The sequence below is a fragment of the Mycobacterium sp. genome, assembly GCF_035499775.1.
GTDB lineage: Bacteria > Actinomycetota > Actinomycetes > Mycobacteriales > Mycobacteriaceae > Mycobacterium.
In genome coordinates, this window is sequence record NZ_DATJYB010000542.1 from 1 (window position 1) to 12432 (window position 12432).

Here is a 12432-nt window from a genome sequence, read left to right on the forward strand (position 1 = left end):
CCCCAGAAGTCACGGAAGTAGTAGTGCGCCGAGTGTTCACCGCCGAAGATCGCGCCGGTGTCGGCCATGAGCGCCTTTATATAGGAGTGTCCGACCCGGGAGCGCAGCGGTGTGCCGCCGCGCTCGGTCACCAGTTCGGGAACCGCGCGCGAAGTGATCACGTTGTGGATGACGGTGGCGCCGATCTCGCGGTTGAGTTCACGGGCCGCCACCAGGCTGGTCACCGTCGACGGCGAAACCGGCCGGCCGCGTTCGTCGACCACGAAGCACCGGTCCGCGTCCCCGTCGAAGGCCAGCCCGATATCGGCGCCGGTATCCCCCACGTAGGCCTGCAGGTCCACCAGGTTCGCCGGGTCCAGCGGGTTGGCCTCGTGGTTGGGAAATGCGCCGTCGAGTTCGAAGTACAACGGCAACAACGTGATCGAGCCGATTGCGCCGAGCACGGCCGGTGCCGTGTGGCCGGCCATGCCGTTGCCGGCGTCCACGGCCACCCGCAAGGGACGCAGCCCGGACGTGTCCACCAGCGAACGCAGGAACACGCCGTAGTCGTTCAGCACATCCCTGTCGGTGACCGTCCCGCGTTGACCGTGATGGCCCGGGACTCCGGCGATCAACTCGTCGCGGATGAGGGTCAGCCCGGTCTCCGCGCCGACCGGCTTGGCACCGGCCCGGCACAGCTTGATGCCGTTGTAGGCCGCCGGGTTGTGGCTGGCGGTGAACATCGCGCCGGGGCAATCCAGTAGCCCCGAGGCGAAGTAGAGCTGATCGGTGGACGACAACCCGATCCGCACCACGTCGAGACCCTGGTCGGTCACCCCGGCCGCGAAGGCGGCGGCCAGCGACGGCGAGCTGTCCCGCATGTCGTGGCCGATCGCCACCTGGCGCGCATCTTCGGCACGCATCAACCCGGCGAAGGCGGCACCGATCTCGGTGGCCAGCGACTCGTCGATCTCCTCACCGACCAACCCGCGTACGTCATATGCCTTGATGACACGGTGGACAGCCGCGGCGGTCCGAGACATGCGGTTGGCTCCTGACGACTTGACTGGTTCGGCCTCTTTGCCGCCAGCCTAACGGCCCGGGCCGACTGCGGGTCGCGACGGTCTGGAACGGTCTCGAACAGTTCGGCGCCCAGCCCCCAGCCGTTAGCTAATTGCCCTTCGTGAGCGGCCGCATATGCACGCGATCCACGCGAATTTCTGGCAATTTGCGGACGCTTGGCCGGCGCTAGTCGGCCGGGTCGGGCAAGACGCGCAGGTGTCCGCGGCGGCGGCCGGAACGATGTTCGGGCGGTGCCAGCAGGCCGCTGCTGGGCGCGGTCGCATGGGCGCCCGCATGGTGAACGTAACCGGGGTCGCCCGGGGGAAAGCCGTTCAGCGACACGCCTGTCCCACCAAACCCGGATCCGCCCGCATCGCTCCGGCCACCCTCGCGCACCGCGTCCGCCAGCGCCACCAGTTCGTCGTCCTCGTCGGGATGGGTGGGCTCAGACAAGGGTCCGGCGTGGCGCACGAGTTCCCACCCGCGCGGCGCGGTGATCCGACCGGCATGGCCGACACACAGATCCCACGAGTGCGGCTCCCGCACCGTCGCAAGTGGACCTACCACCGCCGTCGAGTCCGAGTACACGAACGTCAACGTCGCCACGGCATAGTGCGGACACCCGGGCCTGCAACAGCGACGGGGAACGTTCACGATCGAAAGGCTATCGTGCGGAAACGCCGCCGAAGCGCCGGACACGCGCAACCGGTCGCGCCGGGATGTGTAACCGTTACCATCGGCGCGTGGGCGATTCGCGCAGCGACCCGCGGGACGGCGGGTCCGGGCACCGGGCGGCCCACCGACGGGGCCGGGATATGCGCGGCCCGCTGCTGCCGCCGACGGTGCCGGGGTGGCGCAGCCGCGCCGAGCGTTTCGACATGGCCGTGCTGGAAGCCTACGAACCCATCGAGCAACGCTGGCGGGATCGAGTGGCCGACCTCGACATCGCGGTCGACGAGATCCCCCGCATCGCCGCCAAGGACCCCGAGAGTGTGCAGTGGCCGCCCGAGGTCATCGCCGACGGGCCGATAGCGCTCGCCCGCTTGATCCCGGCCGGCGTGGACATCCGGGGCAACTCGACGCGGGCGCGAATTGTCTTGTTCCGCAAGCCGATCGAGCGACGGGCCAAAGACACCATCGAACTCGCCGAATTGCTGCATGAAATCCTGGTGGCTCAGGTCGCCATCTATCTGGACGTTGAGCCCTCGGTCATCGATCCGACGATCGACGACGACTGACTGCGATCCGCCGGTCAGACGATGCCGCGTTTGAGGCGGCGACGCTCGCGCTCGGAGAGGCCGCCCCAGATGCCGAAGCGCTCGTCATGCGCGAGGGCGTACTCCAGGCACTCATGCCGCACCTCGCAACCCAGGCAGATCTTTTTGGCCTCGCGGGTCGACCCGCCCTTTTCCGGAAAGAAGGCTTCGGGATCCGTCTGGGCGCACAAAGCGCGGTCCTGCCATTGATCCGGGGTCAGTTCCGGAAGCGGTTCGGGGTCGAATGCAGCGGGCGCTTCGGGAACAACACTCAAATGCGGTCGAGTAATTGCCGCCGGCGGCAAGCCGATTGTGGTATGCGGTGTGCTTGCCAGCGCACCCCGAAGGTGCTCGTAGGACATGCTTCGTCCGCCTCCTCAGATCCTTTGGGAGAGTGAATGTTTCCCACTGTTGTGATGTACAGACCATTCGAACAAGTGATCGAATCTCGGTCTGCGACACCGGAACCGGCCGGCCAACCGGGAAATGACACTGATGTGATTAGACACGGGTGAACCTGTCCGGTCAAGCATTTTGGCGCATTTCCATATCATCTCGTGATCAAATTTCGGCGTTTCTGTCACCGTTGGACTTCGGCGTGTCTAGTGCGACTGCTCACAATTGCCTTCCCCGCCAGTCACAATGGCCCCAACAGCCACTTGCATTATCACTAATATCAGTCCGTCGCCGGATTCGCAGCGCGAGGGCCGCGCCGCGCCGACGCTGTCCCGCAAGTCCCCGCATCCGCACCGGGCAGTACTGTCAAGCGATGTGAAGGTCACCGTTCTGGTCGGTGGAGTGGGCGGCGCCCGCTTCCTGCTCGGGGTGCAACAACTGCTCGGTCTGGGTCAGTTCGCCTCGCCAGAATGGCCGAACGCCGGCCACGAGCTGACCGCCGTCGTCAACATCGGCGACGACGCCTGGATCCACGGAGTGCGGGTCTGCCCGGATTTGGACACCTGCATGTACACGCTCGGCGGCGGCGTCGACCCGCAGCGCGGGTGGGGTCACCGTGACGAAACTTGGCATGCCAAGGAGGAACTGGCGCATTACGGCATGCAGCCCCACTGGTTCGAACTCGGCGACCGCGATCTGGCGACCCACCTGGTGCGCACCCAGATGCTGAACGCCGGCTACCCGCTCTCGCAGATCACCACGGCACTGTGCGACCGCTGGCAGCCCGGTGCGCGATTGGTGCCCGCCAGCGACGACCGGTGCGAGACCCACGTGGTGATCACCGATCCGGTCGACGGCAACCGGCGGGCGATCCACTTCCAGGAATGGTGGGTGCGCTACCGCGCCCAGGTGCCGACCCACAGCTTCGCTTTCGTCGGCGCCGAAAAGGCCAGCGCCACAACCGAAGCGGTAACGGCCATCGCCGAGGCCGACGTCATCATGCTGGCCCCGTCCAATCCGGTGGTCAGCGTCGGCGCCATCCTGGCCGTCCCCGGCATTCGCGGGGCGCTGCGGGCGGCCAGCGCGCCGATCGTCGGCTACTCGCCGATCATCGGCGGAAAGCCGTTGCGCGGCATGGCCGATGCGTGCCTGCGCGTGATCGGGGTGGAGTCCACCGCACAGGCGGTCGGCCAGTATTACGGGGGACGCAGCGGCACCGGGATACTGGACTGCTGGCTGGTGCATGAGGGCGATAAGGCCGAAGCCGAAATCGAGGGGGTCGCGGTGCGGTCGATACCGCTGTTGATGAGCGACCCGGAGGCGACGGCGGCGATGGTGAGCGCCGGGCTGAAGCTGGCGGGCGTGACAGGGTGACCGAGCATGGCACCGGCTCCACGATCGAGATCCTGCCTGTCACCGGGCTTCCCGAATTCCGGCCCGGCGACGATCTGGCCGCTGCCATAGCGCAGGCCGCGCCGTGGCTTCTCGACGGCGATGTCGTGGTGGTCACCAGCAAGGTGGTGTCCAAGTGCGAGGGTCGGCTGGTGCCCGCACCCTTGGATGAAGAGAGCCGAGACCGTTTGCGCCGCAAGCTGGTCGACGACGAAGCGGTGCGCGTGCTGGCGCGCAAAGGCCGAACCCTGATCACCGAGAACCGGATTGGGCTGATTCAGGCCGCTGCCGGAGTGGACGGATCCAACGTCGGCCGCGACGAGCTCGCGCTGCTGCCGGTCAACCCGGACGCCAGCGCGGCGGGGCTGCGCGCCGAGTTGCGCACGCGGCTCGGCGTCACCGTCGCCGTGGTGATCACCGACACGATGGGCCGCGCCTGGCGCAACGGACAGATCGACGCCGCCGTCGGCTCGGCAGGTTTGGCTGTGCTGCACAACTATTCGGGCGCGGTCGACCGGCATGGCAACGAGTTGGTGGTCACCGAGATCGCGGTCGCCGACGAGGTGTCCGCGGCGGCCGATCTGGTCAAGGGCAAATTGACCGCGCTGCCGGTGGCGGTGGTGCGCGGCCTTTCCGTCAGCGATGACGGCTCGACGGCCCGGCAACTGCTGCGGCCCGGTCCCGAAGACCTGTTCTGGCTGGGCACCGCCGAAGCGCTGGCGCTGGGTCGCCAGCAGGCCCAGCTGCTGCGCAGGTCGGTGCGCCAGTTCAGCGACGAGCCGGTGCCGCCGGAGCTGGTCGAGGCCGCCGTGGCCGAGGCCCTCACCGCGCCGGCCCCACACCACACCCGGCCGGTGCGGTTCGTGTGGCTGCAAACCCAATCCACCCGGACCCGGCTGCTGGACCGCATGAAAGACAAGTGGCGTACCGACCTCACCGGCGACGGCAGACCCGCCGACTCCGTCGAACGACGGCTGGCGCGCGGCCAGATCCTCTACGACGCACCAGAGGTCGTCATTCCGTTCATGGTTCCCGACGGTGCACACGCCTACCCCGATGCCGCCCGCACCGACGCCGAACACACCATGTTCACCGTCGCGGTGGGAGCGGCCGTGCAAGGGCTGCTGGTCGCCCTGGCGGTGCGCGGGGTGGGCAGCTGCTGGATCGGTTCGACGATCTTCGCCGCCGACCTCGTCCGCGCCGAGCTGGAGCTGCCGGAGGACTGGGAGCCGTTGGGCGCCATAGCAATCGGCTACCCCTTCGAGCAGGCTTCGGGCCCGCGCGACCCGGTCCCCGTCACGGACCTGCTGATCCGCAAGTGAACGCGTTCGCGGGCAAGGCGGCGGCCTCGGCTGACAAGATCCGCGGCGGCTACTACACCCCGGCACCCGTCGCCCGGTTCCTGGCCCGCTGGGTGCGCCAGGCCGGTCCGCGGATTCTGGAGCCGTCCTGCGGCGACGGCGCGATCCTTCGTGAGCTGGCCGCACTCAGCAGCCAGGCACACGGCGTGGAACTCGTCGCGGCCGAGGCGGCCAAGTCGCGGGCGTTCGCTCCCGTCGACGCCCAGAACCTGTTCACCTGGCTGGGCAGCGGCGCCGGCGACTGGGACGGGGTCGCCGGCAATCCGCCCTACATCCGGTTCGGCAACTGGCCATCGGACCAGCGCGAGCCCGCCCTGGAGCTGATGCGACGCGAGGGGCTGCGCCCCACCAGGCTGACCAACGCCTGGGTCCCGTTCGTCGTCGCGAGCACGACGCTGGTGCGCGACGGCGGACGGGTGGGTCTGGTGCTTCCCGCCGAGTTGCTCCAAGTCAGCTATGCCGCGCAGTTGCGTGATCTGCTGCTGAGCCGTTTCCGCGAGATCACGCTACTGACGTTCCGGCGCTTGGTGTTTGACGGCATCCTGCAAGAAGTGGTGCTGTTCTGCGGTGTCGCCGGTCCGGGACCGGCGCAGATCCGCACGGTCCATCTCAGCGACACCGACGCGCTCGCCGGCGCGGATCTCGACGTCGAGCGCGTTCGTTCGGGCCCGGCCCTGCACTACGAAAAGGAGAAGTGGACCAAGTATTTCCTGCGCCCCACTCAGATCGAGGTGCTGCGAAGGCTCAAGCAGTCCGGCGCTATGACGCGGCTGGGCGGTATCGCGGACGTGGACGTCGGCATCGTGACGGGCCGCAACAGCTTCTTCACCTTCACCGATGCCCAAGCCGAGGCACTCGGGCTGCGGGCACACTGCGTTCCGCTCGTCTCGCGCAGCGCGCAGCTGTGCGGCCTGGTCTACGACATCGACAGCCGCGCAAGCGATGTCGCTGCCAACCACCGGACCTGGCTGCTCGACGCGCCGCATCATCCGACCGACCCGGCGCTGGTCGCGCATATCGACGCGGGCGAGGCCGCCGGTGTGCACCGGGGCTACAAGTGCTCGATTCGCAAGCCGTGGTGGACCACGCCGTCGCTGTGGGTTCCCGACCTGTTCTTGCTGCGCCAGATCCACCTGGCGCCGCGGCTGACCGTCAACGCGGCGGCGGCGACCAGCACCGACACCGTCCATCGGGTCCGGCTCGCGTCGGAGGTAGACCCGACCGCGCTGGCGACCGTCTTCCACAACAGCGCGACGTTCGCCTTCGCCGAGATCATGGGCCGCAGTTACGGAGGCGGCATCTTGGAACTGGAACCCGCTGAAGCCGAGCAGCTACCCATTCCGCCGCCCACCCATGCCGACGCCGGACTGGCCGCCGACGTCGATCTGTTGTTGAAGGCCAACGAGATTGAGAAGGCGCTCGACATCGTGGACCGTCGCGTCCTGATCGACGGGCTCGGCTTGTCGCGCGACTTCGTGGCGCACTGCCGGTCGGCGTGGGTCGCGCTGCGCGATCGCCGGACGAAGCGGGGATCCCGGTGAGCGTGCGGGAATCGGCGATCGCGATCCTGACCGACTGGCAGGCGCCCAACCCGGCCCAGGACTCGCTGCGGCACGCCGTGCTGGCCTTCGTGCAGGCCCGCGCCGACGCCTGCCTTCGCGAGTGCGTGCCCGGCCACGTCACCGCCTCGACGCTGGTGCTCGACGACACCGGCACTCAGGTGTTGCTCACCCTGCATCCGCGCCTCGGTCGCTGGGTCCAGCTCGGCGGGCACTGCGAGCAGGACGACGACGACATCGTGGTGGCGGCCCTGCGCGAGGCCACCGAGGAATCCGGCGTCGCCGGCCTGCGGATCGCGCCCGAACTGGCCGCCATTCACGTCCACCCCGTCACGTGCTCGCTGGGCGTACCGACCCGCCATCTCGACCTGCAGTTCGTGGCACGCGCGCCGGCCGGCGCGCAGATCGCGCTCAGCGACGAGTCCGACGACCTGCAGTGGTGGCCGGCCGACGCGTTGCCGCCCGGAACCGATCACGCGCTGGCGTATCTGGTTGGGCGGACGACGAGCGTGCGGCCAGCTTGACGTTCGGTGTCGAGCATGCGGCCGGCCTCACGCTCGACGGCGCGCGGCGAGGGCTAGACGTCGGACGAGTATCGGATGCCGCCGTCGGGGAGGGAGACACCGGGCCACACCCGGGCACCACGCAGCAGCTCGCAGCGGGCACCGATGTCGGCGCCGTCGCCGATCACACCGTCGCGGATCAGCGCCCGCGGGCCGATGCGCACACCGAAGCCGATGATCGAGCGCTCGATGACGCTGCCGGCCTCGACCTTCACCCCGTCGAAGATCACCGCACCGTCCAGCCGGACACCGGCGCCGATCTCGGCGCCCCGCCCGACGACCGTCCCGCCGATCAGGACCGCGCCGGGAGCCACCGCCGCGCCGTCGTGCACCAATTGCTCGCCACGGTGGCCGCTCAGCGCCGGCGACGGCGCGATCCCGCGCACCAGGTCGGCCGATCCGCGCACGAAGTCTTCTGGCGTGCCCATGTCGCGCCAGTAGGTGGCATCGACATAGCCGCAGATCTTCATGTGGATATCGGAGAGCAGCGCGGGGAACACCTCGCGTTCGACCGACACCTCGCGGCCCCGAGGGATCCGGTCGATTACCGCACGCTTGAAGAGGTAGCAGCCGGCGTTGATCTGATCGGTCGGCGGATCCTGGGTCTTCTCCAGGAAGGCGAGCACCCGGCCGTCCTCGGTGGGCACGCAGCCGAAGGCCCGCGGGTCACCCACCCGCACCAGGTGCAACGTGACGTCGGCCTCGTTGGCGTGGTGGAACTCCTGCAGCTGGCCCAGGTCGGCGCCGGACAGCACGTCGCCGTTGAACACCATCACGTTGTCGTGCCGCAGTTTGTCGGCGACGTTGGCGATGCCGCCGCCGGTCCCCAGCGGTTGCTCCTCGGTCACGTAGTCGATCTGCAGGCCCAGCTTCGACCCGTCGCCGAACTCGGCCTCGAACACCGCGGCCTTGTACGACGTGGACAGGATCACGTGCTCGATGCCCGCCGCCGCGATCCGCGACAACAGATGGGTGAGAAACGGCAGCCCGGCGGTCGGCAGCATGGGCTTGGGCGCTGAGAGGGTCAGCGGCCGCAGCCGGGTGCCCTTACCGCCAACCAACACCACCGCATCGACTTTAGTCAACTCAGTGCCGCCCTTCTGCGAGCTTCGGCTCTTGCTTCCGGGACCTGCGCAGTGAACTGCGCACCATCAGCCGCGAGCGCACCGCCAGCGACGCCCGCAGCGTCCACCGCAACGGTGCCCGCCACAGACCCGGATGTCGATCGGCCAGGAAGAGGTAGGTGCTCTGATGGTGGGCCGCCAGGTGAGTTGCCGGGTCGCTGCCGGTGGAGTGGCCCTTGTGGTGCAGGACTTCGGCGGACGGCACGTAGACGCTGAGCCAGCCGGCCTTGCCGAGCCGGTCGCCGAAGTCGACGTCCTCCATATACATGAAGTAGCGCTCGTCGAATCCGCGCACCTCGTTGAACGCGGACCGCCGCACCAGCAGGCACGACCCGGACAGCCAGCCCACCGGGCGTTCACTGGGCTCCAGCCGCTCCTGGCGGTAGGCCGCCGTCCACGGATTGCGCGGCCAGAACGGGCCGAGTACCGCGTGCATGCCGCCCCGGATCAGGCTGGGCAGGTGCCGCGCGGACGGATACACCGAGCCGTCGGGGTCGCGGATCAGCGGTCCCAGCGCACCGGCGCCGGGCCACCGGGTGGCGGCGTCCAGCAGCGCGTCGATGCTGCCCGGTCCCCACTGCACGTCCGGGTTGGCCACGATCACCCATTCTTGGGCGTCCTGGTCGCTGTCCAGCTGGGCGATCGCGCGATTCGCCGCGGTTCCGTACCCGAGGTTGGCGCCCGTCTCGAACAGCCGCACGTTGTCGTAGCGCTCGACGGCGGCCTGCGGTGTTCCGTCGGTGGAACCGTTGTCGGCCATCAGAACGCTCACCGGCCGCTCGGTGGCCAGCGACAACGAAGCCAGGAACCGCTCCAGATGCGGGCCCGGCGAGTAGGTCACCGTCACGACCGGCAGCACGTCAGTCACGCGTAGAGGGTAACGGTCGGGCTGCCAGAGCAGCGACAAGCGCACTGCGCCAGGGTCTTAGCGGCGTCAGGCCCGCGGCGGCGGACTGCCGGCCGGACAACGCGGAATAGCCCGGCCGGGGCGCCGGCCTCGGGTGTTGCGCGCTGCTGACCGGCCGGACCCGCTGCGGATCGGCACCGCATTCCTCGAACACCGCGCGGGCCTGCTCGAATCGCGAAACCGCCCCCTCGTTGGCGGCGTGCAGCACCGGCCCGTGCACGCGACCGTCCGCCACCTCCAGCACTGCGTCCGCCAGGTCGGCAACGTAGGTCGGCGATCCGGTCTGGTCGTCTACCACGTCCACCGGGCCGTCCCCGGCGGCCAGCCGGCGCATCACCGCGACGAAGTCGTTGCCGGTCCCGCCGGTGTAGACCCACGCCGTGCGTACCACGCAGGCTTCCGGCAGCGCCGCCAGCACGGCCTGTTCGCCGGCGAGCTTGCTGCGGCCGTATACGCCCTGCGGCGCGGCTTTGTCGCTGGGCTCGTACGGACGCGGCGCGGAGCCGTCAAAGTCGCCATCGAACACGAAGTCGGTGGAGATGTGGATCAGCCGGGCGCCGGCGCGCGCGCAGGCCCGCGCGATGTGCTCCGGACCGGCGGCATTGACCGCGAACGCGGCCGCCTCGTCGCTCTCGGCGGCGTCGACGTTCGTATAAGCCGCGCAGTTGACCACCACATCACCGTTCTGCACGATCCGCTCGGCGGCGCCCGGGTCGGTGATGTCCCATTGTGACGAGGTCAATGCCACCAGGTCACGGCCCTCGCAAGCAGCCCGTGCCGCCAGACAGCTGCCAAGCTGGCCGCCCGCACCGGTGATCACAAGCCTCCCCGACATGGTTCGAGTCTGGCACGCCCCGCACGCGCCTCGGGCACGCCGGGGTTAGCTTCCCGCGAAGCGGGTGTGTCGCAAGTAACCTAATGTGATGCCTGTGCAACGTGTGGTTCGTGTGGTTGCCACTGCGCTGACTGTATTCGTCGTCGTCGCCACCGGGGTCGCGTGGAGCAACGTCCAGTCGTTCCAGGACGGCATCTTCCACATGTCGGCGCCCTCGCTGGGCAAGGGCGGCGACGATGGCGCCATCGACATTTTGCTGGTCGGCCTGGACAGCCGCACCGACGCGCACGGCAACCCGTTGTCGCCCCAGGAACTGTCGGCGTTGAAGGCCGGTGACGAGGAAGCCACCAACACCGACACCATCATCCTGATCCGGATCCCGAACAACGGGATGTCGGCCACCGCGATCTCGATTCCGCGGGACTCCTACGTCCAGGCGCCTGGTCTCGGCAAGACCAAGATCAACGGCGTCTACGGCCAAACCCGCGAGATCAAGCGGACCCGCCTCGTCCAGGCCGGAGCGTCGGCCAACGAAGCCGCCGCGCAGGGCACCGAGGCCGGTCGCGACGCCCTGATCAAGACCGTCGCCGACCTGACCGGCGTCACCGTCGACCATTACGCCGAGATCGGACTGCTCGGTTTCGCGTTGATCACCGATGCGCTCGGCGGCGTCGACGTCTGCCTCAAAGAGGCTGTGTTCGAACCGCTTTCGGGTGCCGACTTTTCGGCCGGACGGCAGCGGCTCAACGGTCCGCAGGCGTTGAGCTTCGTGCGCCAGCGCCACGAGCTGCCGCGCGGCGACCTGGACCGGGTGGTGCGTCAGCAGGCGGTGATGGCCTCGCTGGCGCATCGGGTCATCTCCGGGCACACGCTGTCCAGCCCCGCGACGCTGAAGCGGCTGGAGGCTGCCGTCCAGCGTTCGGTGGTGCTGTCCTCGGGCTGGGACATCATGGATTTCGTCCAGCAGATGCAAAAGCTGGCCGGCGGCAAGGTCGCCTTCGCCACCATCCCGGTGCTGGACGGCTCCGGCTGGAGCGACGACGGCATGCAAAGCGTGGTGCGGGTCGATCCGCACCAGGTTCAGGACTGGGTCGGCGGGCTGCTGCACGAACAGGCGCAGGGCAAGACCGAACAGCTTGCCTACACGCATGGCAAGACCACCGCCAGCGTCGTCAACGCCACCGACATCAACGGCCTGGCCGCCGCGGTGTCAGACGTGTTGACCGCCAAGGGATTCACCGCCGGCTCGGTCGGCAACAACGAAGGCGGCCACGTCAAGAGCAGCCAGGTGCGCGCGGCCAAGCCCGACGACCTGGGGGCCCAGGAAGTCGCCAAGGAGCTGGGCGGGTTGGCGGTCGTCGCGGACGCGTCGATACCCGCCGGAACGGTGCAGGTGGTGCTGGCCAACGACTACACCGGCCCGGGCTCCGGGCTTTCGGGTTCTGTGGCGCCGGCACGCGTGTCGGGCGGCGGAGCTCCCGACGGCGCCGCTCCCCCGCCGTCGCCGATCCTCACTGCCGGCTCCGACAAGCCGGAATGCATCAACTGACGCTGTCTGGGGCGATCCTGGACCCGATGCTGCGCAGCGACCCGGTCGGGCCGCGCATCACCTACTACGACGATGCCACCGGCGAGCGCGTCGAGCTTTCCGCGGTGACGATGGCCAACTGGGCCGCCAAAACCGGCAACCTGCTGCGCGACGAGCTGGGCGCCGGGACGTCGAGCCGCGTCGCTGTCCTGCTGCCGGCGCACTGGCAGACGGCGGCGGTGCTGTTCGGGGTGTGGTGGATCGGCGCCGAGGTGGTGCTGGACGGTTCGGCGGATATTGCGTTGTGCACATCCGACCGGCTGGAGGAGGCCGACGCGGCCGTTGCCGGTGGCTCGGGCGGCGAGGTGGCGGTGCTGTCGCTGGATGCGTTCGGGCGCCCCGCACCCGACCTGCCGTTCGGCGTCACCGACTACGCGACCGCGGTGCGGGTACACGGCGACCAGATCGTC

The 12432-nt window shown here is 69.0% G+C and carries 13 protein-coding genes; 7 read left to right on the forward strand and 6 right to left on the reverse strand.

The window, feature by feature from the left end; genetic code table 11:
* Positions 1-1022 (reverse strand): phosphomannomutase/phosphoglucomutase (locus VML93_RS33000; protein ID WP_325617194.1); only part of this gene is annotated, 1022 nt, incomplete at its 3' end.
* A 205-nt stretch (positions 1023-1227) separates the two neighbouring features.
* Positions 1228-1695: a DUF3499 domain-containing protein gene (locus VML93_RS33005; protein ID WP_325617196.1), complete on the reverse strand. Its 468-nt coding sequence runs from the start codon at positions 1693-1695 to the stop codon at positions 1228-1230.
* Positions 1696-1856: 161 nt separating this feature from the next.
* On the opposite strand from VML93_RS33005, the gene VML93_RS33010 reads away from it, so the two are divergent.
* A complete protein-coding gene (locus VML93_RS33010) occupies positions 1857-2279 on the forward strand; it encodes a metallopeptidase family protein (protein ID WP_325617217.1) in 423 nt (140 codons plus the stop codon).
* Positions 2280-2293: 14 nt separating this feature from the next.
* Here the strand turns inward: VML93_RS33010 and VML93_RS33015 are convergent, their stop codons facing one another.
* Positions 2294-2659 carry a WhiB family transcriptional regulator gene (locus VML93_RS33015; protein ID WP_325617198.1) on the reverse strand — a complete coding sequence of 122 codons (366 nt, stop codon included), beginning with the start codon at positions 2657-2659 and terminating at the stop codon, positions 2294-2296.
* Positions 2660-3068: 409 nt separating this feature from the next.
* Between VML93_RS33015 and cofD the strand changes: the two genes are divergently transcribed.
* From cofD to VML93_RS33035, 4 genes are read left to right on the forward strand one after another with little or no spacing between them, the layout of a single operon-like run.
* The gene (cofD, locus tag VML93_RS33020) at positions 3069-4067 is read left to right on the forward strand and encodes a 2-phospho-L-lactate transferase (RefSeq protein ID WP_325617200.1); all 999 of its coding nucleotides are present in this window, start codon (positions 3069-3071) and stop codon (positions 4065-4067) included.
* Entirely contained in the window at positions 4064-5407 is a 1344-nt protein-coding gene (locus VML93_RS33025; RefSeq protein ID WP_325617202.1) for a coenzyme F420-0:L-glutamate ligase, read from the forward strand. Before cofD ends, VML93_RS33025 begins: the two co-directional genes overlap by 4 nt.
* Positions 5404-6987: a class I SAM-dependent methyltransferase gene (locus VML93_RS33030; protein WP_325617204.1), complete on the forward strand. Its 1584-nt coding sequence runs from the start codon at positions 5404-5406 to the stop codon at positions 6985-6987. Before VML93_RS33025 ends, VML93_RS33030 begins: the two co-directional genes overlap by 4 nt.
* On the forward strand, positions 6984-7529 hold the full coding sequence (locus tag VML93_RS33035; protein WP_325617206.1) for an NUDIX hydrolase: 546 nt from the start codon (positions 6984-6986) through the stop codon (positions 7527-7529). The genes VML93_RS33030 and VML93_RS33035 overlap by 4 nt, the downstream gene beginning before the upstream one ends.
* Before the next feature lie 53 nt (positions 7530-7582).
* Here VML93_RS33035 and VML93_RS33040 read toward each other — a convergent pair whose 3' ends face one another.
* From VML93_RS33040 to rfbD, 3 genes are read right to left on the reverse strand one after another with little or no spacing between them, the layout of a single operon-like run.
* On the reverse strand, positions 7583-8653 hold the full coding sequence (locus VML93_RS33040) for an NDP-sugar synthase (RefSeq protein WP_325617208.1): 1071 nt from the start codon (positions 8651-8653) through the stop codon (positions 7583-7585).
* A 1-nt stretch (position 8654) separates the two neighbouring features.
* Positions 8655-9560, reverse strand: coding sequence for a glycosyltransferase family 2 protein (locus VML93_RS33045; protein ID WP_325617210.1), 906 nt, complete (start codon positions 9558-9560; stop codon positions 8655-8657).
* Positions 9553-10434, reverse strand: a complete 882-nt coding sequence (gene rfbD / locus VML93_RS33050; RefSeq protein ID WP_325617212.1) for a dTDP-4-dehydrorhamnose reductase — start codon at positions 10432-10434, stop codon at positions 9553-9555. Before rfbD ends, VML93_RS33045 begins: the two co-directional genes overlap by 8 nt.
* A gap of 85 nt (positions 10435-10519) precedes the next feature.
* Between rfbD and VML93_RS33055 the strand changes: the two genes are divergently transcribed.
* Both VML93_RS33055 and VML93_RS33060 read left to right on the forward strand, forming a co-directional pair.
* On the forward strand, positions 10520-11983 hold the full coding sequence (locus tag VML93_RS33055; protein WP_414686511.1) for an LCP family protein: 1464 nt from the start codon (positions 10520-10522) through the stop codon (positions 11981-11983).
* Positions 11971-12432: TIGR03089 family protein (locus tag VML93_RS33060; RefSeq protein WP_325617216.1), on the forward strand; the 462-nt coding region annotated here is incomplete at its 3' end. The genes VML93_RS33055 and VML93_RS33060, both read left to right, overlap by 13 nt.